Source organism: Collinsella vaginalis (genome assembly GCF_900176655.1).
Taxonomy (GTDB): Bacteria; Actinomycetota; Coriobacteriia; order Coriobacteriales; family Coriobacteriaceae; genus Collinsella; species Collinsella vaginalis.
In genome coordinates, this window is sequence record NZ_LT838844.1 from 19,304 (window position 1) to 43,961 (window position 24,658).

Genomic DNA, 24,658 nt, shown 5'->3' on the forward strand with positions numbered 1-24,658 from the left:
TCAACGTAAGGGGACCCCGTGTTCGACAGTTCGGTGTTCAAACTTCCCGGGGCGGGCAGGACGGCGGTCCTGCTCGCCTTTTTGTCACTTGCGAGTGCGCTCACGGCTGTGATCCAGGCCTGGGCCATCTGCACGGTGCTCGTTGGCCTGTGGCATGGGGAAGACGCGGGCGGTATGACCGGCNTGGTGGCGGTCGCGGTGATCGCCGTCGGTGCCATGGACATCCTCTTCGCATGTTGGCTGCTGCTCGAGCTCTTCATCTGCGTGGCTGTCGTGCCCCTGGTGGCGCTCGCCGTCGGCGCGGGCGCGCGCCTGCGCCGCAAACGGGCGACGGCCGGGCTGTATCGGAGTCTGACTGATGCCGTTCTCGGGGCTGCGGATGTGGCGTTCGCAGACCGGACCGCCGACGTGCTGGCGCGGTTCTCCCGGGAGGCAGCGGCGGTGTCTGCCGAGGATCGGCGCCTCGCCCGCCTCGATCGCGCGCAGGGGCTGCTGGTGCGGGCCGTGCTCGCCGTGGCGGCCGTGAGCCTCGTCTTCTTTGCCGCCCGGGTCCTCTCCTTCCAATCGGATGCGATCCTCGCTGCGGTGATCTGCTTCTTCCCGTTGGTGGAGGCCGTGTCGCCCGTGTCCGATGCGATGGCCCAGCTGCCTGAGCACGCGGAGGAGATCAGGCGCCTTGCCGACCTGGATGACGGCGAGGGCCGAGCCGGCACCAGTGACCAAATAGGGCCCAATGCCCCAGGTGCTGCCGGCGTCCACAGCGCCTCCGATGCTCCGGCGGTTACCGATGCTGCCGGCGTTTCGGCGGTTACCAACGTTCCGGCGACTGCCGGCACCGCGGGCGATGCCGGCTTCCAAACTGCTGCCAACATGCAGAACCCTGCCAGTGCTCCAGAGGTCTCCACGAGCAAGGCTGTCGTCGGCGGACAGGTCTCTGCCGGCGCGTCGGCCGCCGCTGGCAACGAGATAGTTCCCAATACGGAAGACGATAGAACCCCGCTTTCCCCGGACAGGGGCGTGGATTCAGATCTCGCTGGCACGGTCCCCGCCGTGCGCCTGCGTGGCGTCACCTTCACCCATGTCGGCGCTTTGCGGCCGGCGGTTGCAGGCCTGAGCTTCGACTTGATGCCTGGGGAGAAGGTGGCCCTTTTGGGGCGCAGCGGTGCGGGCAAGTCGACGCTCCTCTCCCTGATCCGGGGCGATCTCATTCCGGGCACCGGGGAGGTCGAGCTCTTCGGCGATCCGCATCCGGGAGCTGATGCCGCCTGCGGGCTCATCGGCGTTATCAATCAGGATCCGCATGTCTTCAACACGACGGTCCTCGACAATCTGCGCATCGCCCGGGCGGATGTTTCCGAAGATGAGGCATGGCGGGTCCTCGATCGCGTGGGCCTGCGCGAGCGCATCGAGCGGTTTCCCGAGGGCGTTATGAGCGTCGTCGGGGAGGAGGGCCATCTGCTGTCTGGCGGTGAGCGCCATCGGCTGGCGCTTGCCCGCATCCTACTCGCCGACACCCCGATCGTGGTCCTCGATGAGCCCTTCGTGGGCCTTGACCCGGCAACGGAGGGCTCCGTCCTCGACGCCGTCCTCGATGCGCTCGCCGATCGCAGCCTGCTTATGGTGACCCATCACCTACAAGGGGTGGAGCGCATGGATCGCGTGGCATTTTTGGAAGACGGGCAGTTTGCCCTTATGGGGATGCCGGATGACCTCGCGCGGACGAGCGCGCGCTACCGCAGGCTCCTCGCCGCCGACCGGGGCCTCGCAGGGTAAGGAGTGCCGACAGGGCGGCTTGCGTGTGAGGGCTGCCTGCTGGGGGCTGGTGTCGACCTCGCGCTCCTGCTGGATCCCGCCCACGCGCTACGGTTTTCTTCCACCGGAACGCTGGGGTGCTTTGAGCCGCTATCAAGTACCTCGGGAAAGATACGGACCTGTTTCCAGCCTGGGCGGTTCCCGGTCTGCTGATCGTCGGGCCCTCTTCGTTGCGGCTGAACCTCCCTGCTTTGGTACGGGTTGCATCCGTGCGAGGATAAACCTCGTCAGTTTGGTACAGGTTTTCGAGTATCGCCTGAGTAGAGAACAGAAATCCGATCCATTTACCTGGCATTCTCGTGTTCGATCAGACGGCTGTACTTCGCAGACCCCTGGAAACCTGTACCAAACTGTGCAAGTTTGAACGTGATCGCCCTAAACCTGTACCAATGCGGGGAGGTTTGACCAAGACAGCTGCGGTTCGTGTCTTCGCGCACGAGAACAGGCACCGGTTCATGGGGTCACGCATAGGCTGCGGCTGCGTATAGACGGCAGTACCCGCCGCAATGGCATGCAGTAGCCGGCCGGGTCCATTGTGCTGCGTTACGCCTGCGTGTCCGAGCTGTCGTCTGCAGCGCGCGTGTTCTGCGCACTGAGCTCGCGCACCAACGTGGTGAGCTCCCGCATCTGGGCTTCGAGCTCAGCGATCCGGTCCTCATTCTGCTCGATCGCCGCGCGGTTTGAGCGGCTCTCCTCGCGCACGGGGTCAGGAAGGTTCTCGTGATGCAAGCGGGCGGCGTCCGCGGCTTCGACCACGCGCTCCCCGTTGCGGCGCACCACGCGACCGGGCACGCCCACCACGGTGCTCGCGGGCGGCACGTCCTTCACCACGACGGAGTTCCCTCCGATGCGCACATCGTCGCCGATATGGATGTTGCCGAGCACCTTTGCCCCGGTGCCCACCGTGACGCGGTCGCCCAGGGTGGGGTGGCGCTTGCCGGACTCGTTGCCGGTGCCGCCGAGCGTGACGCCCTGGTAGAGAACGCAGTCGTCGCCGATGACCGTGGTCTCGCCGATCACCACGCCCATGGCATGGTCGATGAAGAACCGGCGGCCGATCTGCGCGGCGGGGTGGATCTCCACGCCGGTCATGAAGCGCGTGATCTGTGAGAGCACGCGGGCGAGGCCGCGGACGCCCCGGCGCCAGAGCCAGTGCTCGAAGGTGTGGGCCCATTTGGCGTGGAGGCCCGGGTAGGAGAGGAAGATGATGACGCCCGACTGCGCGGCGGGATCGTGCCGCTGCACCGTCTGGATATCCTCGCGTATGGTGGAAAGAACGCTCATCGCAGCCCTTCGGCGACGTGGGCCCTCACCCACGCGGACACTACGGAATGGGTTCCCATGGTAGGTCTGCCCTTCGGTAAAGTCTAGTGGTTCGCTAGGAATAATGCGGTGAGGTTACGGTCAAATCTGCCAGCCTTTTGATGCGGGTTTTGCGGCTAGCTTTCCCGGGGTCATGCCCGGCTCGGAACCTTTTCGCTTTGGTGCAGGTTTCGCGATCCCGCGATCAAACCTCTTCAGTTTGGTACAGGTTTGGAGGGCCTCGGCGAAAACCTCCTCAGTTTGGTACAGCTTTTTGCCGAGCGTCAAAGTAGATCGCTTGAGCGCGCAGCTTTGAGCGGGCGTTCTTATGGGCAGGATCCTTTGTGTGCTTGGCCGCAGATAGAAAACCTGTACCAAACTGAGGAGGTTTGCTCGCGGCGTCGCAGAANCGAGTTCTTCCTCGGCCGCGACTGGTCGGGATGGGCGCCGGAGGCGTTCATCGGGGAGCTCGGGCGCTACATAGGCTGGTACAACTCGGGCCGCCTCAAGGCGTTCCGGGGCGGGGGCCGGACCGTCTACGACACGATAGACGGCAGGAGGGCGCGGCCGGGCCTCGCGGCCTAGCCGTGTACGGAAAAACGTCCGCACCCCCAAACCTGTACCAAGGCGGGGAGGTTTTCACGTAGCGGTGAAAACAGGTGCGATGAGCCCATAGTCCATGCGATATGGCCAGGGGATCCTAGGCATTGTGAAGACTTGAGAACAACGCCCGCGAGGGTTGAGACCTCTATGAGACTTGAGAACAACGGCCGCGAGACTTTAAGACCGATGGCGGTATTCCGAAAATTGCGAAGGCCTGAAAACCAGCTCCATCAGAACAAGAAGGAGACCTTGAAGGAGCAAGAAAAAAGTGGTGGAGGTTAGGGGGATCGAACCCCTGACCTCAGGCTTGCAAAGCCCGCGCTCTCCCAGCTGAGCTAAACCCCCACGCTAGTAATAAACACCCCAGCGGCGACTCGGCTCTCGCTGGGGTGTTTATTGCGAAAGAAGTGGTGGACCTGACAAGATTCGAACTTGTGACCTCCCGGTTATCAGCCGGACGCTCTAACCAACTGAGCTACAGGTCCATCGCTCGAAAGATACTAACCTAGGAGCTCTCAGCAAGTCAACACTTTTTTCTGCGACCTCGTTCCAAAAAACGAAAAGAGGGTACTATAGCGTATCGACTCGTAACGACCCATACCAGCACAGGGAGGTACTGCATGATTCGCGTCGATATCGAGACCATCATCATGGCGGGCGGCCCTATGCCTTCTGTCATCGTGTTGCGTGAGCGCGACGACAAGTCGGCCTCTGAGGCTCCACTGCGCGCACTTTCCATTCAGACCGGCGCCTTCGAGGCGGCATCCATCGGCCGCGGTATCGATCGGCCCGCAGGTGAGCGTCCCATCACCCACGACCTCATGACCGACGTCATCTCCCGCCTCGGCGGCAAGCTCGAGCGCGTCGAGATCGACCGCGTCGACGCGCCCGTCTTCTACGCGAGCCTCGTTATGGCGCCGCCTGTTGAGGAGCCTGCTCAGGAGCCGTCCACCCCGGAATCTGAGGAGATTCGCATAGACGCCCGCCCGAGTGATGCCCTCGCCCTCGCGGTGCGCGCGAACGCGCCCATCTACGTTGAGGACGACGTCATGAACCGCGCGGGTAGCATCAGCTACCAGGCCGAGGGCGATGCCGAGGAGGAGCTTGCGCGCTTCGATGCGTTCGTCGAGAGCCTCTCGCCCGACGATTTCTAAGACGACTTCTAAAGGACGTGATCCAGATGCCGGCAGGAGCCGAACCCGATATCGTCTCACCAGAGCTCGACGCCATGGTGGGGGACCTGCTGGGGTCCCTGCTCGACGCCCTCGCAGAGGGCGAGGACCCCGGCGTGCTCCTCGCCGTCGAGGACGAGCAGGCGAACCGCTATGAGGCGTCCTTCACCGAGGACAGCATCGAGGTCTGCCTCCGCGCCGCCCAGCAGTTCGTGTCCCAGCACGCGGGCGGCGTCGCAAGCGACGGCGTCGGCGCCCTCGAGCGTTATGCGATCGCCTACCTCGGTGCCATTGAGGATGGGGATGGCGGCTACCTCGATGCCATCCTCGCAAGCTTCTACGAGCACGGTCAGGAGAGCGGGTACTCCGCCTACCTGCTCGTCGATGGCATCGGGGCGGGGGATGACTTCACCTGGGGGGATCCTGAGCCCGCCGGTGCCGAGGATCCGCTGATCTAATTCGTCTTCGCGGTCGTCATTCCATGGCAACCGTGTGGTGAGTCCCCCGCTCACCCGGCTCTCAACATCCGTTCACCGAAAACCCGCTATCATATGCACGTTTGATTCATCACATTCGCTATGCAGATACGGGGAACACCATGCGGGTAGAGAACCTTCGCGATATCGCTATCATCGCCCACGTCGACCACGGCAAGACGACCCTGGTCGATAAGCTGCTGCGCGCCGCCGGCGCCTTCCGCGCGAACCAGCAGGTCGAGGAGCGCGTGCTCGACTCCAACGACCAGGAGCGCGAACGCGGCATCACCATCCTGGCCAAGAACATCTCCATCGAGTACAAGGGCGTGAAGATCAACGTCATCGACACGCCCGGCCACGCCGACTTCGGCGGTGAGGTCGAGCGCGTGCTCCGCATGGCCGACGGTGCCCTGCTCTTGGTCGACGCCTTCGAGGGGCCCATGCCACAGACGCGCTTCGTGCTGCGCCACGCCATCGACACGGGCCTCTCCATCATGATCATCATCAACAAGATCGACCGCCCCGGCGCCGATCCCGAACGCGCCTACAACGACTGCCTCGACCTGATGGCCGACCTCGGCGCCACGGACGAGCAGCTTGAATTCGCGATGGAGCATGTTGTGTACGCGAGTGCGGTGAACGGGTACGCGCGCCTCGATCCGAACGACGGCAATGACGACATGTACCCCCTGCTCGACATGATCCTGGAGGACCTCCCCGCACCTGAGGTCGACCCCGCCGGCCCGCTCGCGATGCAGTGCGTGACCATCGACCACTCGAACTTCGTGGGCCGCATCGGCATCGGCCGCGTGTACTCCGGAACCGTGCACCACGGCGACACCATCCTTGTTGTGAAGAACGACGGCTCCACCTCCACCGCGACCGTGAAGCAGCTCTTCACCTTCGACTACCTCGGCCGCACCGAGTGCGACGAGGTCGGCGCCGGTGACATCGCCGCGGTGGTGGGCGTTGAATCCACCGATATCGGCGACGTCTACACCGACCCGGAGAACCCCGTCTCCCTCGAGCCCATCGAGATCGACCCGCCGACGCTCTCGGTCATCTTCGAGGCCTCGACCTCTCCGCTCGTGGGTCGCGATGGCGACATCGTCGGAGCACGCCAGCTTAAAGAGCGCCTTTTCGCCGAGCGCGAGAACAACGTGACAATGAAGATCGAGGAGCTCGAGGACAAAAGCGGCGTCGAGGTCTCCGGCCGTGGCATCCTGCACCTCTCCGTCCTGATGGAGACCCTCCGCCGTGAGGGCTTCGAGTTCCAGGTGGGCCGCCCGCGCGTCCTCTTCAAGAAGGACGAGGCCGGTCACACCGTGGAGCCCGTCGAGCAGGCCGTCGTCGAGTGCCCGGACGAGTACGCGGGCAAGGTCATCGAGGTCTTCGGCAACGCCGGCGGCACGATGACGAACATGACCACGGGCAAGACGGTCACGCACATCGAGTTCAAGATCCCCACCCGCGGCATCATGGGCCTCAAGAACCGCGTCCTGAACGTCACCCATGGCGAGGGCGTCTTCTACCACACCTTCCTCGAGTACGGACCCTACGCCGGCGAGATCGGCGGCCGCAACAACGGCGCGATGATCTCGATGACGACGGAGAAGGCTGTGGCCTACGCCCTCGGGACCCTGCAGGAGCGCGGCTCGCTCTTCGTGGAACCGGGCACCGAGTGCTACGAGGGCATGCTCGTCGGCGAGCGCAACCAGCCGGGCGATATGGTCGTGAACATCGCGCGCACCAAGAACCTCGGCAACCAGCGTTCGAGCACCGCGGACATCTCCGTGCAGCTCGTGCCCCCGCGCACCTTCTCGCTCGAGGAGGCCCTCGAGTACATCATCGACGATGAGCTCGTGGAGATCACGCCGAAGAACATCCGCATGCGCAAGCGTCTGCTGAACGCAACGGACCGCAAGAAAGCGGCCGTCCGCGCGATGAACGCGGCGAAGTAAATCCGCTGACCAGCATGGTTTCTGAGAGCGCCCGCGGCATCGTCGCGGGCGCTTTTCTATGGAGCGGATGATGGTCCATACGGCCGCTTGGCATAGCGTTGGGAGCTCCATGCCAAGCGTGATCAGGAAAGATCGAGGGGCGCCGCGGGCAACCAGACGCTAGCCGCGGGGCAGGGGAGGTCGGCCGCGCGGAGGATCACTCAGTCTTGATATCGATGATCGTGCGCGAGCCGGGGAGATAGGTGACCGTGGCCCAGGTCCAGCTGTCATCCCAGTTGTCGTATCGCGATTGTGAGATCGTGAACCACTGGTGCGTGCCGTCCGCCTCATCGCCGGCCAGGCTGTAGAGGACGGAGCCCTCCTCGCCCACCTCGTAGTCAACCTCGAGGTTTGTCACCCGCACGGTGGGCGGATCGAGGAAGTAGGGGATGTCCTGAAGCGGGGCGATGACGAAGAACCAGGCGCTGCTCACGACGACGAGGGCGAGCGAAACGAAGAAGAACAGCATGCACCCGATATTCGGCCTTTCCGAATCCTTATCCTTCGCAAGCGCGTAAATGGCGTAGATGAAGAACGCTGTGATGCCGATGCCGGCGGGGATGGTGAGGAGGCCGGTGATGGCCGCCGGCCATCCCTCGACGAAGCCTCCGAGGAATTTGACGAAGGCGAGTGCCAAGCTTATCAGGCAGATGGCTCCTATGATGATCTTCTTGCGTATGCCGTGGGGCCTCGAGATCGGTGAGTCAGCGGCATCGGGGTTCTCGGCCTTCCAAGCCTTGACGAGGTCCTCGAAGTTGAGCCCCTTTCCCTCGTTGCGCTTGAGGTACTCGTGGACGCTCTCTCCCGGTTTCCGTTCAAGGTCAAAGGTATCGTCTGAATCTTCGCTGCTCATAGGGACACCTCGTGGTTCTGCATGATGGTGTCTCCATCGTAGGCGAGCCTTCGCGCATCAAATGTCAGCGGACGGTAAAGCTATGACGTATGATAACGTGCGAATCCCATGATCGATCCCTCTCAGCTGCCGTGCGCCCCCCGGCCCCTCGACTGGCGGCGCAGCTCGCGGCGCCGTTTGCGACGGGTTGCCTCCTCCTGGCGCCGACGCTCGTCGATCTCGGATTGCACGCGCTCCCGCCGCTCATCAAGGGCCTTCTCGGAGCGCACCGGGGTCTCGCTGCGGGAAACGGTCTCTATGGACTTCGAGCCGATTCGCCGCAGGGGACGGGCCATGCGCTCGAGGTTCACCTCGGTGGGGGAGACGATGTTGTAACGCAGCGAGACCCATCTGAGCAGCATCGTGACCGCGGTACCGACCACGATGGAGAGCATGCGGGGGGCATGGAGGGACTCGATCATCGTGACGAAGCAGGTTGCGCCCGCCAGGCCGGCGATCGCGTAGAAATTCCCCTGCTTGAAGATGTAGGGGACGCGGTTCACGAGGACGTCTCGGAGCATGCCGCCGCCCACGCCGGTGAAGAAGCCCATCATGACGCAGGCCATCGGATCGAGGTCGTAGCGGAGGGCCTTGTCGGCGCCCATCACGGCGAAGAGCCCCACGGCGAAGATGTCGAGGATCGCGATGGCGCGGTCGGGTTTCTCGACGAGCCCGGGGAAGACGAAGACGATCGCGGCCGACGCGATGGAGATGGGCAGGGCGAGCGGCTGGTTGAGCAGGTAGACATCGCCGCGCTGGAGGATGATATCGCGCAGGAGGCCGCCGCCAAGCCCGCAGACGACGGCTATGCCGATGGCTCCGATGAGATCGAGCTGGTCCTTGCGGGCGCTGAGCGCCCCGGCCCCCGAGGCGACCACGACGGCGAGCATCTCGATGGGGAGCGGAATGTCGACAAGCGGGGGGAGTGATCCCGCAGCGACGGCCGCGATGATGATCGGGACAGCGACGCTTGAGAGCATGGGCCCATCCCTTCCTGACCGCGGCACTTGGGTTCGATCCGCTATCTTACACGGTCATGTGCGATTCCCACCAGATGGAATATCACCCTTGCGCAGGCTATCGCTTCCGGTACAATAGCCTGTGCACTTCACGGAGAGTTGTCCGAGTGGCCGAAGGAGCACGATTGGAAATCGTGTAGGCGCCAAAAGCGTCTCCGGGGTTCAAATCCCCGACTCTCCGCCAGCACTTCCTCGCGATCCCCGATCGCGTCATCCCAACGGAGGGGTGGCAGAGTGGTTGAATGCGGCGGTCTCGAAAACCGTTTACGGGTACTCCCCGTACGAGGGTTCGAATCCCTCCTCCTCCGCCAGAATCTTTGAGGTCCCCGGCTCAGCTGTGGGGCCTTTCGTTTTTTGTGCACGTGTATCAGCAGATGAGCAGTGCGGCGTTCCCGGGTTCCACCGCCCTCCGCCCTTGCATACACCGTGCTCGCTCCGACACGGCATCCGCTTGCGCAGGTAGATCGATCCGGCAGGTATTAAGGTCGGCTTAAATGACGGAATCACGGTCTTGTATGGCTGTTTCGTGGATACACTGAAGTCACTCAGCTAATGGAGGAGCGCCATGACAGAACAGACACCCGCCGGCACCGTCGAGCTCGAGCTGACGGATTCCCTGTGGACCGCCCTGAACCACGCGTTCGAGGACGCACAAGCCTGTCTCACTCGAGACGGCGGGATGATGCCGTTCACCGTCATCTGCACCTCGGATGGGTTTGAGGTGGCCGATCACCCCGGTGAGGATGTCGAGGAAACCTACAACTCGGTTAAGACCCTGCTGGCGCGGGAGCTGCCCGAGGCTTACGTCTTCTCCTATGACGGGTACCTCGACCTCGATGAGGGCCGTCGTGACGCGGTGATATGCGAGGTCGCACGCCGTGGGGATGCCGCGGCTTCGATGCTCGCCCTCCCCTATACGCGAGATCCCGAGGGGACGTTGCGGTTCGCCGAGACGTTCTCAAGCGTGGGCAGCGGCCCGGCACTGTACCCGAGCGGCACCAAACCGATCGTCTCCGGGTTGGTGCAGCTTGCCGCTGAGCGAGAGGCGGCGGCGCGGACCGCTGCCCAAGACGTGCAACCCGCCGGTTCTTCCGACGAGATTAAGGAGTAGACATGGTGTCTCAGAAACCGAGCTTCAGCGCCTCCTGGCGCCTGCTCACCCGCGACAAAGGCTGGATCAAACCTATTCTGGTACTCACCTTGGTGGGCATGGTCCCCATCGTGGGGCAGATCGCCATCCTCGGATACGGCCTCGAGTGGGCTCGACTCACCGCATGGGGCGTGGAGGCCGCGCCGAAGCAGTCGCGGGCCGACTACGGCAAGATCATGCACACGGGCTTCTTCAGCGGTCTGGTCATGCTCAGCATGTCCTTCGTCGTCGCCATCCTGGACATCATCCTGTTCGGGACCGGGATGGCCGGAGCCGCCTTCCCGATGCTGTCGGGGGTCTCCATGTTAGGCACAGACCTGCCGTTCCTGGTCATGGTGCTGGCCCTTGTGATCAACCTGTTCCTCGGCGTCTTCGTCTCCGTGGCCACCATGCGCGCCACCGTCTACGACAAGTTCTCGGCTGGTTGGCGCCTGGATCGGATCTTTGAGATGATCGGGAAGGATGTAGCCGGATTCTTCCGCATCTACCTCGTCACGTTGATCAGCGGTCTCATCGGATGGGCCTACTCCATGATCATCGGCGTTCTGACGGCGGCCGTGTTCTTCGGCAGCTTCATGGGAGCCGCTGCGGTGGGCGGGTACTCGATGATGGGCATGAGCTCTTCGTATGCCGATTCGATGATGCTCGGGAGCCTGTTCTCGATGGGCTCCGGACTTGCGATGATCGTGGTCATCTTCGGTGTGATCCTGCTGTTCATCGGTGGCGTGATCGGTACGGCGATGCAGCTGATCTCGCTGAACGCGGTGGGGCAGTGGTTCTCCCGCTTCGATGTTCAGCGCTGGGGCCTCTCCGGTGATCCGCTGCCCGACGGCGTGCCCCTGCCCATCACCGTGGATGAAAGTGGACGCCCGGTCGAGCCTCAGGCCTCCTCTGCCGCCGCACCTGAGTCGCCGGCCACGCCTGTTCCCCCGGTGGAGCCGGTGACCACCCCGATCGCCACCCCCCAGACCCCGCAGGCGGGCGAAACCGCTCCTGAGAGCCCGATCTCGGACGCCGCTCATGATGAGGCGGCAGGCCCCGTCGTGGGCGATGGGGTAGCAAGCGTCGAGCCGTACCAACCTGAGGACGCCGCGCCCGCCGCACAGGAGCCGACCCCGCTCCCCGCGGTTTCCGAGGGCAAGCCGGCTGATGAGGACGATCCTGTCTCCTCTACCTCAGATGCTGAGGTGGCAGAGAGCGACCCCGCACAGGGCGAAGATGATGAGGATGCTGCTCCGGAGCAGGATGCGCTCGAAGATAAACCTGACGCCGCGGAGGCTGAGTCATCCGTGGGTGAGGCGGGTTCGCCCGATCCTGAAGATGGCGACGCCGAAGCAGGTGACGCTGCCGACAACGCCACCTCTGAGTCAAGCAGCCTGTAAGACGCGCGGGTACGGTATCTATCTGCGGGTCTGTGAGATGACCGTCTGAGGTTCTGCCCCCGCCCGGATGGGTGAGGCAGCCCCTTCGGTCGCGATGATAACGATGCACCATGTGCCCCTGCGAGGGTCCCGGACGGTCATCCGCCCGGGGCCCTCGCCGTATGGGATCACAAAGTGCGGAGGTCCGCCATCATGAGGATCAAGTGAGTCAGCACCTGGGCACCAAGCCCTGAACATGTGTGGATCTCCCGTATCCGGTGTGCTGAGACCATGACGGTATGACTACCAAGCACGCTCTCTACCTGCGACGTTAAGAACAAGGGAGATCTCCGTGCGGATGCGCTGACATACTGCACAGCATCCCTGTCAGGTCCTGCCGATACGATGGGTACACAAGCGATATCAGGCAAGTATGGAAGTCATGAGGTCGTACCTGCGGGTTCTCTTGCGTGTGCAGGCAGGAGCATCTATACTGTCCCCCGTCTTTTCCTGCTCCGGGCGCACCTTCACGACCCGGGGCCTTATGCCCAGAGGAGGTGACACAATGAAGGCTTATGAACTGCTGTATTTTGTTGACCCGGCACTCGACCCCGAGACCCGTCTCGCGGTGATGAAGCGCATCGACACCACGATCGCTGAGGGCGCTGGCAAGGTCGACAACGTTGACGAGTGGGGCAAGCGCAAGCTCGCCTATGAGATCGACAAGCTCACCGAAGGTGACTACACCCTCATCAACTTCCATGCCGATCCGGCTATGATCGCCGAGCTCGACCGCGTGCTCCGCATCACCGACGCCGTGATCCGCCACATGATCGTCCGTCGCGACGAGGTCGCGGAGTAATCAGGCACTGAGAAGTCGGGCGCCCAGCGCCCAGAGTGAGAGGTAGTGAGTTTGTATGAGCATCAACCGAGTGGTTATCTCCGGTAACCTGACCCGCGATCCCGAGATGCGCGCTACGGCGAGCGGCACCCAGGTCATGTCATTCGGCGTGGCCGTGAACGACCGTCGTCGCAACCAGCAGACCGGTGAGTGGGAGGATTACCCCAACTTCGTGGACTGCACGATGTTCGGCACCCGCGCCGAGGCCGTCAGCCGCTATCTCTCGAAGGGATCGAAGGTCGCGATCGAGGGAAAGCTGCGTTACAGCTCCTGGGAGCGCGACGGTCAGCGTCGGAGCAAGCTCGAGGTCATCGTCGATGAGATCGAGTTCCTCTCGCGCGGCCGGCAGGCGGCGCAGGGCGGCTACGCCCCGCAGGGCGGCGGCTACGCTCCCGCTCAGCAGGCCGATCCGTACAGCGCCCCCGCCCCGCAGCCGGCACCTGCACCTGTGCAGACGCCTCCTGCGGTCGATATCTACGATGAGGACATCCCGTTCTAGCCCCCGGCTCGAACGGGCATTCATCAACACACGAAAGGTATTTTGACATGGCTAATGATTATGCAGCACGTCAGCCGCGTCGTAAGTACTGCCAGTTCTGCAAGGAGAACACCGAGTTCATCGATTACAAGGACACGCAGCTTCTCCGTAAGTACATGACCGATCGCGGCAAGATCAAGCCGCGCCGCGTCACTGGCGCTTGCACGCAGCATCAGCATGACATCGCGAACGCGATCAAGCGCGCTCGCGAGATGGCACTGCTCCCGTACACCGTCCCCGTGGTTTCCTCCCGTGGCAACCGCAACCGCGACTAGGGAAGGAGAGCAGCATGAAAGTCGTTCTTCTTGACGAGATCAAGGGCAAGGGCGGCGAGGGTGACGTCATCGACGTCGCCCAGGGATACGCCGAGAACTATCTCATCCCCAACAAGCTCGCCGTCGCTGCCACCAAGGGCAACCTGAAGCAACTCGAGGAGCGTCGTCGCAACATCGAGCGCCGTGAGGAGGTCCGCATCGCCAACGCGAATGCGACCAAGGAGGCCCTCGAGGGCAAGTCCGTCACCGTCGACGTCAAGGTCGGCGAGGAGGGCGTCCTCTTCGGTTCCGTCACCGCTCCGCTCATCGCCGACGCGATCCAGGCCCAGCTTGGCATTGAGGTTGACCGCAAGCGCGTCGAGCTCGGTAAGCCCATCAAGCTCGCCGGCACCTATCCGGTCGATATTTCCCTTTACCGCGAGATCCGCGCCACCGTGGTTGTCATGGTTGGCACCGAGGCCCTCGAGGCCGAGGAGGAGGCCGCTGCCGAGGCTGAGGAGACCGCTGAGGTCGAGGAGGCCCCAGAGGCTGAGGCCACCGCTACCGAGGAGACCGCTGAGTAACAGCATTGTCCTCGTAGGTTTTCTGGAACGGCCCGGACGTCCATGGCGTCCGGGCCGTTCCCTTTTTTGGAAAAGTTATGTCTTTCAACAGCTTTCAGCGGGGATGCCGGGAAAACGCGCTTTACAAGATCGGCTTGAAAGCGATCGACCACATGTTCGATTCACCATCAAGACGCTGCGGTTTTATAGTCTCAAGTACAGATTGAACCAATCTACCTGCTGTTTCACTGTTTCTCCATGAAATTGGGCTGAAAAGGGAGTGGGAAGGGGGTGTAAAGGAGGTGAAAAGACCCATCTCGCATCAACCTGTGGAAAACCTCGCTCGCACGGCCTGAAGATTGTGGAAAGTGTTGAAACTCACCGTTTGGGCCGTTGCGGCATGGCGAGGTTTTCCCATGCTCCCGGGAATAGCGTTTTGGGGCGCACAACCCGTTTGACGAAGTCCCAGATCACCGTTTCCAAGCAAGTTGTCAAGAGTCAGTTTTGTCATCTGGGCGGATCAATCGGATGATGGGCCGGCCTTGACAGCCGACCGAGTTACGGCATCGACCAACCGCGCCCGCGTGGCCGCATCCGCGGCTGCCGATGCGATACCATGGGAGGCCCGATTCGGCGGCCACGCGACATGCCCCCTGATGAGGGAGTACACCGATGCAACAAGGAGCGCAGATGGAGACGGTGAGCGATTACGCATGGGCCCCCTCGGGTGTGACGGAGCGCGGCGCCCGCCTGCAGCCCCCCAATAACATCGAGGCCGAGGCGACGGTGCTCGCCGCCATGCTGCTCTCAGGCGAGGTGGTCGAAGAGGCCATCGTGTTCCTCCTGGCCGATGACTTCTACCGCCCGGTGCACCGGACGCTCTTCTCTGCCATGCATGACATGTACGACCAGAGTCTCCCCATCGATTCGATCTCGCTCATCGACTACCTGAAATCCATCGACAAACTTGAGGCGGTGGGTGGTGAGGCGTACATCCTCGATCTCATCGGCAACACACTCGCCCTGGTCAACTGGCAGCATCACGCCAACATCGTGCGCCGCGACGCCATGCTGCGTGAGATCATCGGCGCGACCAACCAGATCAACGCGCTCGCCTACGATGCCCCCACCGACACGAAAGAGGTCATCGAGCGCGCCGAGAGCATGCTGCTGTCGGTCACCGCCCGCGAGGTCAGAAGCTCATACAAGCCCCTGATCGATTTCATGCGGGAGGCCTATCTCGAGGCCGAGGAGGTCGCACGGGCGGGCGGCGAGGCCCAGGGGGTTCCCACAGGCTTCCCGAGCCTCGACCGCATGCTCCTGGGCCTTCGCGAAGGGCAGCTCGTCATCATCGGTGCCCGCCCCGCCGTGGGAAAGACCTCGTTCGCCTTGAACCTCGCCCTGAACGCCGCCGCATCCGGGTACGCGGTGGGCTTCTTCTCGCTCGAGATGAGCGGCAAGGAGATCGCCCAGCGCTTCATCTGCGCCCATGCCCAGGTCAACATGTCGAACTTCCGCAGCGGCAACATCTCGCCGCAGGAGTGGGTGAACATCAACGAGGCGACCGAGGAGCTCTCCAAACTCGACATCCTGATCGACGACACGCCTGGAACCACGGTGACGGAGATCCGCGCGAAGGCGCGGCGCATGCTCCACAACAAGGAGAAGGCCATCATCATCCTGGACTACCTGCAGCTGGTGAGCCCGCCCGCGGGCCGTCGCGCGGAGTCGCGCGCCGTTGAGGTGTCGGAGATGTCGCGTGCCCTGAAGATCATGGCCAAGGAGCTCAGCGTGCCCGTTGTGTCCCTCTCCCAGCTCTCCCGCCAGGTTGAGAGCCGCACCGGGAAGCGCCCCCAGCTCTCGGACCTGCGTGAATCCGGCTCCATCGAGCAGGACGCCGACATCGTCATGTTCCTCGACCGCTCGAGTTCCGAGCAGGAGGCCGCTCGCGACGACCGTCCGGACGAGGGCATCACCCGCATCGTGCTCGCGAAGAATCGCTCCGGCCCGATCGGCGACGTGGACCTCGTGTTCATGCCCGCCTCGACGAAGTTCTTCGAGCTGGAGCGCGAGGATTAGCGCCGACCCCGTCGCGCACGAGCGGGGCCATCCGCCTCTCCTGTGCGCGGGCAGTTTGCGGTTCGGCGCCCGCCGCGCCGCGCTGTTGGTCGAAATGGGCTGGAAAACATACTCGCGACTGCCTCTCCTGGCAGAAAGCCTTCGGGACCGCCTCGAGATGATGTTTTCCTCCCATCTTATGCAGGTGGCCTGTGTTCCGGAGCCCGGTGCACCGACCTGTTGGCTCACAAGTGCCAGAGAACCTACTCTCGACCATACTTCCAGGCAGGATGCCCTTGGAGCCGCCTCGAGATGACGTTTTCCTCTCATCTCGTGCAGGCGGCCCGTGCTCCGGAGCCCGGTGTGGCGGCTCGCCGGTTCGCAAAGGGCTTTAAAACCTCTTTTCGACGGTGCCTTCATGCATATCACCTAAAAAACCGCCCCGAGAACATGTTCTGCTCTCGTCCCGTGCGTGCCCCCCATCCCACACAAATGCAAGTAACGTTAGAAACACATCGGCCTCATCCCGTGCGCACCCCCATTCTGCGTGCGCGCCTGTATCCTGCGGTGCCCCGCGACCCGGGTACGGCGACCGGGTTGATGGAGCCAACGCCGGCAGCCAACATCCGGCTACACTGCCCGGCACCACAACATCGCGCTATATCCCCTCAAGTTTGCGGCTTTTTCCCGCAGGCGCCCATCGCGGCGCGAACCCTGCCCCGACGGGCCCTTAGGGCCCTATAATGGAAATGTTGGGGAGTCGCGCCAGCGGCTTCCACGGCCTGTGCAATGAGCGAGGAGATTCCATGGCATCAACGGTATTGGTCGGGACCCAGTGGGGCGATGAGGGGAAGGGCAAGATCTGCGACCTCATCGCGCCCGAATTCGACGGTGTGGTCCGCTATCAGGGCGGAAACAATGCAGGCCACACCATCGTGACCAATGGCAGGAAGTACGGCCTCCACCAGATCCCTTCGGGCATCATGTATCCGAACTGCATCTCCGTCATCGGCAACGGCTGCGTTGTGAACCCGGCCGTCGTGATCGAGGAGATCGAGATGTTCGAGGCCGACGGTATCTCGACGGCGAATCTCAAGATCTCCGGCAACGCCCATCTCATCATGCCGTACCACATCGCGCTCGATGGCGCCTGCGAGGAGCGGCTCGGCACGAACCTCATCGGCACCACGAAGCGCGGTATCGGTCCGTGCTACCAGCACAAGATGGAGCGCATCGGCCTGCGTGTTCAGGACCTGCTTGATCCCGCCCTCTTCCGCGAGAAGCTTGACCGGGTCCTCGCCAAGGTGAATCCCGAGCTCGAGCTCCTCTACCAGAAGCCCACCTTCTCCGCCGATGAGATCTGCGCCGAGTACCTGCCCTACGGCGAGCGCCTCCGCCCCTACATCACCGAGACGGGCAAGCTCCTGAACGACATGATCGACGAGGGTAAATCCCTGCTCTTCGAGGGGGCCCAGGCGACCCTGCTCGATATCGACCACGGCACCTACCCGTATGTGACCTCGTCGAACTGCACCGCAGGCGGCGCTGTCACGGGATCGGGTGTGGGCATGAAGAACATCGACCGCGTCCTCGGCATCATGAAGGCCTACATCACGCGCGTCGGCTCGGGCCCCATGCCCACGGAGCTCGACTATGAAACGAACGAGGATGGGCGCACCCTCACCGAGGTGGGCGCCGAGTACGGCGTCACCACCGGCCGCCGTCGCCGCTGCGGATGGTTCGACGGCCCCATTGCTACCTACTCCGCCCGTGTGAACGGCCTCACCGACATCGCCCTCACGAAGCTCGACGTGCTGTCCTCGTTCAAGACCATCAAGATCTGCGTCGCCTATGACTGCGACGGCGTGCGCTACACGACCGTGCCGGAGCACGAGGGCACGTTTGCCAGCGCGGTCCCCGTCTTTGAGGAGATGCCGGGCTGGGAGTGCGACATCACGGGTTGTCGGAGCTTTGACGATCTTCCCCAGGCGGCCCGCGACTACGTGGCGCGCATCGAGGAGATCGCCGGCGCCCGCGTGTCCTTCGTGGCGGTCGGCCCTGATCGCGAGCAGACCATCAATCGATCCTGGACCCCGGTCCGTTAGCGTCCGATCACGTTAACCAGAGGAATCGACCAGAGGAGTCCCATGAGCGAGTCCAACCAGATGAACATCCTGCTGCTTGGGAGCGGCGGCCGTGAGCACGCCCTCGCCCTTGCCCTCGCTGCGAGCCCCCGATGCGCCGAGCTCTTCATCGCGCCGGGCAACGGCGGCACCGTCGAGGTGGGGGAGAACGTGGCGCTCGATGCGGAGGATCCCGCCGCGGCGGCCGAGTTCGCCCGGGAGACCGGATGCGGCCTTGTGGTGATCGGTCCCGAGGCACCGCTTGTGGCCGGAGTGGCCGACGCGGTGCGGGCCGCGGGCATCCCCTGTTTCGGACCGGGTGCCGAGGGCGCCCAGGTTGAGGGGTCGAAGCGCTTCTCGAAGGAGCTCATGGACCGCGCCGGCGTCCCCACGGCGGCGTACGCGTCCTTCACCGATGAGGGGGAGGCCCTCGCCTACGTACGCGCGCAGGGTGCTCCGCTCGTGGTCAAGGCTGACGGCCTCGCCGCCGGCAAGGGCGTGATCGTCGCCACCGGGCTCTCCGAGGCGGAGGACGCGGTGCGCTCCTGCTTCGGCGGTGAGTTCGGCGCGGCCGGCGCCACGGTGGTCATCGAGGAGATGCTCACCGGCCCCGAGTGCTCGCTCCTCGCGTTCACGGATGGCGTGACCGTGCGCCCGATGTCCACCTCGCAGGATCACAAGCGCGCCCTTGAGGGTGATCTGGGCCCCAACACCGGCGGCATGGGCGCCTACAGCCCCGTGCCCATCGTGACCGATGAGGAGCACGCCGCCATGGTCGCGGCCATGGAGCGCACGGTGGAGACCCTGGCCGCCGAGGGCATCGACTACCGCGGATGCCTCTACGGCGGCTTCATGCTCACGCCCGCCGGCCCGAAGGTGCTCGAGTTCAACGCCCGCTTCGGCGATCCCGAGACGCAGGTGGTCCTTCCCCGTCTTGAGAACGACCTCGTCGAGGTCATGCTCGCCGTTGCCGAGCGCCGCCTGTCCGAGGTCGAGCTCTCCTGGCGCGACGACTGGGCGTTCACCGTGGTGCTGACCAGCGCCGGGTATCCGGGGAGCTATGAGAAGGGCAAGGTCATCACCGGTGTCGAGCGCGCCGACGCCCTGCCGGACGTGACCGTCTACCATGCGGGCACCGCGCTCACGGATTCCGGCGACCTGGTGACCGCCGGTGGCCGCGTGCTCGCCGTCACCGCTCTCGGTCCCACGTTCGAGGCTGCCCGCGATAGGGCGTACGAGGCCTGCGAGCTCATTGATTTCGAGGGAAAGACCCTGCGGCATGACATTGGCCTGCGCGCCCTGCGGGGACGTGACGCCTGGGATGCGTAAGCGCCCGCCAGGGATTGCGCGTGCGATTCGCCTGAGAACGGGCATCGCGGGCGCGTAGCACACGGAGAAGGGATGGAAGCCATGGCTGAGGAGCACATAGACGCTGAGATCGTCGAGGACCCGCGTGGCGCGGGACAGCCGGTGGATGAGGCTGCCCTCGTGCTCGGCGACGACGATCCCGCTGACGCCGCCCTGCACGAGCGGATCCTCGGGGAGGAGCCCGCGTGGCACGGAAACATCCTCGACGTGCGCACGGTCAAGGTGGAGCTCCCCAACGGCCGTCTCACCACCCGTGACGTGGTGCGCCATCCCGGCGCCTCCGCGGTCGTGGCTCTGACCGACACCGGCAAGATCGCGCTCGTGCGCCAGTACCGCACCGCCGTCGACCGCGTGACCGTGGAGATCCCCGCCGGCAAACTCGATCCGGGCGAGGATCCCCAGGTCTGCGCCGAGCGAGAGCTACACGAGGAGACGGGCTTCAGGGCCGGCCGCATTCGCCATCTCACCAGCATCCTGACGAGCTGCGGATTCTGCGATGAGATCATCCACATCTACATGGCGACCGACCTGCGCTTCGATGGGGCCACGCCGGATGAGGACGAGTTCGTGAACGTCGACCTCGTCCCCCTGTCAGAGCTCATCGACGCCGTGCTCGACGGCAAGATCGAGGATGCGAAGACCGTGGTGGGCGCACTCGCCTGCGACGCGATAGCCCATCGGCTTGGACTCGAGACGGAGTAGCCGCGCGGCACCGGGCCGCTACTGTGAGATATAAGAAGGAGCATATGTTCAAGCGTTTCCTGTCGTATTACAAGCCTCAGCTGCACCTCTTCATCGCCGACACCGTGTGCGCCCTCGTGCTCGCCGGCATAGACCTCTCCTTCCCGATCATCCTCCGCTCCCTCACAAGCGGTCTCTTCGCGGGTCCCGCCGCGGGGATCCTCGATGCCCTGCCGTTGATCGCCGGCGGCCTGATCCTGCTCTACCTCGTGCGCACGGGCTGTCGCTACTTCGTCTCCGCCCAGGGGCACATCATGGGCGCCCGCATGGAGTCGCGGATGCGCGAGGATCTGTTCGACCAGTACGAGCGCATGAGCTTCGCCTACTTCGACCGTCATAGCTCGGGCGATATGATGAGCCGCGTCGTGAACGACCTCTTCGACATCTGCGAGGGAGCCCACCATCTGCCCGAGTGGATCATCATCTGCACGATCGAGATCGTGGGGGCCTTTGTGATCCTGTTCACGATCTCCCCGGTCCTCGCCGCCGTCATGGCGCTCATCACGGCCGTCTTCGTCGTCGTCATGGTCCGTCAGAATTTCGCGATGCGTGCCGTCTACTCCGATAACCGCGTGAAGATCTCGGGCGTGAACGCCCAGCTCCAGGATTCGCTTGCCGGAATGCGCGTCGTGAAGTCGTTTGCGAACGAGGAGACGGAGCGCGCCAAGTTCCGCCATTCGAACGAACGATACCTCTTCTCGAAAGAGGCGATGTATCAGGTCATGGGTCGCTATCAGGCCACGAGCGCGCTTATGACGGGGTCACTCTACGCGTCGATCATCATCCTCGGCGGATACCTCATCGCAACGTCCCAGATGACCGCTGTGGACCTTGCGACCTTCGCTCTCTATATCAGTCTCTTCGCCACGCCGATCGAGACGCTGGTGAACTCGACCGAGACCTTCCAAAAGGCCATCGCGGGCTTCCGCCGCATGGACGAGGTGCTCGCCACGATGCCCGATATCGTGGACGCGCCGGACGCCCGGCCGCTTGAGGTGAGCGCGGGCGCGATCGAGTACCGTGACGTGTGCTTCTCCTACGAGGATGCCGAGCCCACCGATACCGGGCGCGAGCGCCCCACCATCGACCACCTGAACCTCTCGATCCCCGCGGGGCGGACCCTCGCCCTCGTGGGCCCCTCGGGCGGGGGGAAGTCGACCACCTGCGCCTTGCTGCCGCGTTTCTACGACGTCCTCGCCGGATCTATCACGATCGACGGTCAGGACGTGCGCGCGGTCACGCAGGAGAGCCTGCGCCATGCGATCGGCCTGGTCCAGCAGGACGTGTACCTGTTCGACGGCACGATCGGCGAGAATATCGCCTACGGACGGCCCGGTGCGACCCAGGACGAGATCGAGGACGCCGCGCGCCGCGCGCACATCCACGAGTTCATCGCGAGCCTGCCCGAGGGTTACGACACCGTGGTGGGGGAGCGCGGCAGCCGGCTCTCCGGCGGTCAGAAGCAGCGCGTCGCCATCGCCCGCGTGTTCCTCAAGAACCCGGCGATCCTGATTCTCGACGAGGCCACAAGCGCCCTCGACAACGAGAGCGAGGGGGCTGTGCAGCGGGCCCTCGCCGAGCTCGCCCGCGACCGCACCACGATCGTGATCGCCCACCGGCTCTCGACGATCAAGAGCGCCCACGCCATCGCCACCGTCGAGCATGGTCGCGTGGTGGATCTGGGCACCCATGAGGAGCTCCTCGCGCACGGGGGCACGTATGCCCGGTACTATCGTATGCAGTTCGAGGGCGTGCACGCCCCGGAAGCCGAGTAACGTCGAAGGAACGCGATGGCACAGAAGCCCCACCTGACAGATGATGAGATCTCCAGCCTGTTCTCCGCGCTCGATGACTCCGGTGTGGTCAGCTCGTCGAGCCGGGGCGCTGAGGACCGCGCACGGGCGCGCCGGCTGTTCGACCCGCTCTCCTCGAACAACCCGTCGGGGTCTCATGCCGCCGAGGCCATCACGCGCACCGCGGGGGCCGTCATCATCGGCGTCCTGCTGTTCATATTGATCCTGCAGGTCGTGTACGGTGTGAACCGGCGTCTCAACACCGCGAACCTCTCCGAAACCGCCGACAAGGAGACCGTCTCGCATGCGCTCTCAAGCGGTGTGGAGTGGGGTAACGGGTTCACGCAGTTCCCTGAGACCTTCCAGGTTGAGGAGGCGGACGAGAAGACGGGTGTGGTCGAGGTCTCGGTGACGGACACGACCTCGAAAAACGAGCTCGAAGTGCTCTCGAACTCCCAGATCCAAGCCGCCGCCCTCGCGACGAACGCCCTGTTGAACGACAAGATCAATCGCGTGGTCTACAACGTCTACGTGCTCACGGACCGCAGCGGCACCTATCAGACCGACGGCCTCTTCGGCCTGATCAAGGCCTCGGGCACCCGTCGGGCGGTGCTGACCTTCGTGTGGACCAAGGAGCAGTCTGAGCACACGAGCTATATCGATTGGCAGCTCAAGATCATCGGCATGGACGACAAGACCGCGGAGAAGATCCAGGAGCAGGTGAACTCCGTGAGCTCGCTGATCGACAACTCGACGATCAAGCAGAGCGAGATCGAGGACGAGCGCGAGGAGCGGCAGCGCGAGCTCATGCTGCACGGGTCGGAGATATTCCGCGGGTCGGGCGGGACGGCGCCCACCAGCGACACCGCCGCCTCGACGACGGACGCGAGCAGCGCGACTGGGACGGATGCTGCGGCCTCCACTGCTTCATGAGTGGGATTATCCAAGTAACCCGGTGAGGTAACAGGCGGGAAACCTTGTGGCCCGCGACGGGGTACCGGCGGAGGTCGTGCTATCCTGTGCGCTTGTACGCTGGTCCATAAGTCCGCGGATGAAAGAAGGATTCCCATGTCCAACCAAATCACCAGCCAGGATTCTGCCGTTTTGTACGAACGCCAGGGAGGCTACATCCCCCGTGTCGCTGCCGTGCACGATATGTGCGGCTACGGGAAGTGCTCACTCGGAGTGGCGATTCCGGTGCTCAGCGCTGCCGGGATCGATGTCTGCCCCGTGCCCACGGCGCTCTTCAGCGCGCACACCAAGTTCCCGGTGTTCTATATGCACGACACGACTGAGATCCTGAACGACTACCTCGACGCTTGGCAGCAGGAGGGCATCGACCTCGACGGCGTGTACTCGGGATTCCTCGGGTCGGCTGAGCAGGTCGCGGTCATCAAGCGCCTGTACCGTGAATATCCACATGCCTTGCATATCGTCGACCCCGTCATGGGCGACGGCGGGCAGAAGTACCCCACCTACACCGATGAGATGTGCGAGGCCACACGTGGTCTGGTGGATGGCGCGGATGTGCTGACCCCGAACCTCACCGAGGCCTCGATCCTCACGGGCATCGCCTACGAGGGCCAGGACGTGAGCGTCGAGTTCGTGCAGAAGAATGTTGACGCCCTGCTCGAGCTCGGTGCGAAGGCCGTGGTCATCAAGGGTGTGGTGCACGAGGGCGAGGCGGTGATCCGCAACTATCTGGCTCTCGCCGACGTGGACGGCGGCAAGGTTGATGAGGTTCAAAGCGAGCTGCTGCCCTACATGCTGCACGGCACCGGCGACCTGTTCGCGAGCGGGCTCACGGCGGCGGTGTACAGCGACCGCACCCTGCATGAGAGCGTCGCGTTCGCCGGCGACCTGGTACGCGATGCGATGCGCATCACCCGTGAGCAGCCCGATTACGAGACGCGCGGTGTGAGCTTCGAGCCGGTCCTCGGCAAGGTGACCTCGCTGCTGGCGTAAGGGATCTGGTTGATACCTGGCTTCCGCCGGCATTGTTCCCGGCGGAAGCCACGTTGTCGATGCGCGGGCGAAACGTGGGGAAGCTGGTTTTTGGTATGGCTGTTGTGGTAGATGGATCAACGCCGACCAGTGCATCGGCTTCGTTTGGTGGGTTCACGCCAATTGAAGTGACGGGTGTGATAGAGACTAACCCGCCTGCCAACTGGCGCCCTGGTTACGGTAAATGACCTGGTCACGGTAAATGGCCGACGCCGTCTGGTGCAGAGGTCGCGATTGATGGGTCCATACCGGTTGGGGCCCGAGCGCGCTAGAGGTTCCATGCCGATTGAGGCGGCAGCCATGATAGATGTCTTCGCACTGTCAAACTTTAAACTACATTCGTAATTAAATTCAATATAATGAATTTAATACTTTATTTTGTAAGTATATTGGTTCATCCATTTTGGGGACTGGACTGCGATAGTAGAAAATGTCAGATCTGAGTCGCTTGGTCCCATCCCAAGCGTTCAAGTACGCCGATACCCCAAATTAAACCGTACATATCAAAATTTATGTTCATCGGAACAA

General features: G+C 63.6%; 20 protein-coding genes and 4 tRNA genes. 19 read left to right on the forward strand and 5 right to left on the reverse strand.

Going from position 1 to position 24,658, the window contains the following annotated elements; all coding sequences use genetic code 11:
- Positions 1-870: 870 nt before the first annotated feature.
- A complete protein-coding gene (locus tag CAP13_RS10505) occupies positions 871-1,773 on the forward strand; it encodes an amino acid ABC transporter ATP-binding/permease protein (protein WP_425429844.1) in 903 nt (300 codons plus the stop codon).
- 582 nt (positions 1,774-2,355) lie between these two features.
- Here CAP13_RS10505 and cysE read toward each other — a convergent pair.
- The 3 genes from cysE to CAP13_RS06360 all read right to left on the reverse strand — a co-directional run bounded on the left by cysE (position 2,356) and on the right by CAP13_RS06360 (position 4,202).
- Positions 2,356-3,096 carry a serine O-acetyltransferase gene (gene cysE / locus CAP13_RS06345; protein ID WP_085830792.1) on the reverse strand — a complete coding sequence of 247 codons (741 nt, stop codon included), beginning with the start codon at positions 3,094-3,096 and terminating at the stop codon, positions 2,356-2,358.
- Positions 3,097-3,986: 890 nt separating this feature from the next.
- Positions 3,987-4,062 (reverse strand) — tRNA-Ala (locus CAP13_RS06355).
- Between the two features lie 63 nt (positions 4,063-4,125).
- Positions 4,126-4,202 (reverse strand) — tRNA-Ile (locus CAP13_RS06360).
- 135 nt (positions 4,203-4,337) lie between these two features.
- On the opposite strand from CAP13_RS06360, the gene CAP13_RS06365 reads away from it, so the two are divergent.
- The 3 genes from CAP13_RS06365 to typA all read left to right on the forward strand — a co-directional run bounded on the left by CAP13_RS06365 (position 4,338) and on the right by typA (position 7,326).
- A complete protein-coding gene (locus CAP13_RS06365) occupies positions 4,338-4,871 on the forward strand; it encodes a bifunctional nuclease family protein (protein WP_085830793.1) in 534 nt (177 codons plus the stop codon).
- Positions 4,872-4,897: 26 nt separating this feature from the next.
- On the forward strand, positions 4,898-5,347 hold the full coding sequence (locus CAP13_RS06370) for a hypothetical protein (RefSeq protein ID WP_085830794.1): 450 nt from the start codon (positions 4,898-4,900) through the stop codon (positions 5,345-5,347).
- A 140-nt stretch (positions 5,348-5,487) separates the two neighbouring features.
- The gene (gene typA / locus CAP13_RS06375; RefSeq protein WP_085830795.1) at positions 5,488-7,326 is read left to right on the forward strand and encodes a translational GTPase TypA; all 1,839 of its coding nucleotides are present in this window, start codon (positions 5,488-5,490) and stop codon (positions 7,324-7,326) included.
- Positions 7,327-7,522: 196 nt separating this feature from the next.
- Here the strand turns inward: typA and CAP13_RS06380 are convergent, their stop codons facing one another.
- The gene (locus CAP13_RS06380) at positions 7,523-8,218 is read right to left on the reverse strand and encodes a hypothetical protein (RefSeq protein ID WP_085830796.1); all 696 of its coding nucleotides are present in this window, start codon (positions 8,216-8,218) and stop codon (positions 7,523-7,525) included.
- A gap of 122 nt (positions 8,219-8,340) precedes the next feature.
- A complete protein-coding gene (locus CAP13_RS06385; RefSeq protein WP_085830797.1) occupies positions 8,341-9,237 on the reverse strand; it encodes a trimeric intracellular cation channel family protein in 897 nt (298 codons plus the stop codon).
- A gap of 132 nt (positions 9,238-9,369) precedes the next feature.
- Between CAP13_RS06385 and CAP13_RS06390 the strand changes: the two genes are divergently transcribed.
- From CAP13_RS06390 to CAP13_RS06460, 15 genes are all read left to right on the forward strand, one after another.
- Positions 9,370-9,460, forward strand: a tRNA-Ser gene (locus CAP13_RS06390).
- Positions 9,461-9,496: 36 nt separating this feature from the next.
- Positions 9,497-9,587: transfer RNA gene (locus CAP13_RS06395), tRNA-Ser, on the forward strand.
- Between the two features lie 254 nt (positions 9,588-9,841).
- On the forward strand, positions 9,842-10,387 hold the full coding sequence (locus CAP13_RS06400; protein ID WP_085830798.1) for a hypothetical protein: 546 nt from the start codon (positions 9,842-9,844) through the stop codon (positions 10,385-10,387).
- A 2-nt stretch (positions 10,388-10,389) separates the two neighbouring features.
- Positions 10,390-11,808, forward strand: a complete 1,419-nt coding sequence (locus tag CAP13_RS06405) for a DUF4013 domain-containing protein (protein ID WP_085830799.1) — start codon at positions 10,390-10,392, stop codon at positions 11,806-11,808.
- 544 nt (positions 11,809-12,352) lie between these two features.
- Entirely contained in the window at positions 12,353-12,649 is a 297-nt protein-coding gene (gene rpsF / locus CAP13_RS06410; protein WP_085830800.1) for a 30S ribosomal protein S6, read from the forward strand.
- A gap of 55 nt (positions 12,650-12,704) precedes the next feature.
- Positions 12,705-13,187, forward strand: a complete 483-nt coding sequence (locus tag CAP13_RS06415) for a single-stranded DNA-binding protein (RefSeq protein ID WP_085830801.1) — start codon at positions 12,705-12,707, stop codon at positions 13,185-13,187.
- 47 nt (positions 13,188-13,234) lie between these two features.
- On the forward strand, positions 13,235-13,501 hold the full coding sequence (gene rpsR, locus CAP13_RS06420; protein ID WP_085830802.1) for a 30S ribosomal protein S18: 267 nt from the start codon (positions 13,235-13,237) through the stop codon (positions 13,499-13,501).
- Between the two features lie 14 nt (positions 13,502-13,515).
- On the forward strand, positions 13,516-14,064 hold the full coding sequence (gene rplI / locus CAP13_RS06425; RefSeq protein WP_085830803.1) for a 50S ribosomal protein L9: 549 nt from the start codon (positions 13,516-13,518) through the stop codon (positions 14,062-14,064).
- 669 nt (positions 14,065-14,733) lie between these two features.
- Positions 14,734-16,122, forward strand: a complete 1,389-nt coding sequence (gene dnaB / locus CAP13_RS06430) for a replicative DNA helicase (RefSeq protein WP_085830804.1) — start codon at positions 14,734-14,736, stop codon at positions 16,120-16,122.
- Between the two features lie 785 nt (positions 16,123-16,907).
- Positions 16,908-18,206: an adenylosuccinate synthase gene (locus tag CAP13_RS06435; RefSeq protein WP_085830805.1), complete on the forward strand. Its 1,299-nt coding sequence runs from the start codon at positions 16,908-16,910 to the stop codon at positions 18,204-18,206.
- Between the two features lie 42 nt (positions 18,207-18,248).
- The gene (gene purD / locus CAP13_RS06440; RefSeq protein WP_085830806.1) at positions 18,249-19,553 is read left to right on the forward strand and encodes a phosphoribosylamine--glycine ligase; all 1,305 of its coding nucleotides are present in this window, start codon (positions 18,249-18,251) and stop codon (positions 19,551-19,553) included.
- Positions 19,554-19,634: 81 nt separating this feature from the next.
- Positions 19,635-20,294: an NUDIX domain-containing protein gene (locus CAP13_RS06445; protein WP_085831149.1), complete on the forward strand. Its 660-nt coding sequence runs from the start codon at positions 19,635-19,637 to the stop codon at positions 20,292-20,294.
- Positions 20,295-20,338: 44 nt separating this feature from the next.
- Positions 20,339-22,108: an ABC transporter ATP-binding protein gene (locus tag CAP13_RS06450; protein ID WP_085830807.1), complete on the forward strand. Its 1,770-nt coding sequence runs from the start codon at positions 20,339-20,341 to the stop codon at positions 22,106-22,108.
- A gap of 15 nt (positions 22,109-22,123) precedes the next feature.
- Positions 22,124-23,059, forward strand: a complete 936-nt coding sequence (locus CAP13_RS06455; RefSeq protein WP_179184981.1) for a hypothetical protein — start codon at positions 22,124-22,126, stop codon at positions 23,057-23,059.
- Between the two features lie 135 nt (positions 23,060-23,194).
- The gene (locus tag CAP13_RS06460; RefSeq protein WP_085830808.1) at positions 23,195-24,091 is read left to right on the forward strand and encodes a PfkB family carbohydrate kinase; all 897 of its coding nucleotides are present in this window, start codon (positions 23,195-23,197) and stop codon (positions 24,089-24,091) included.
- Positions 24,092-24,658: the final 567 nt, after the last annotated feature.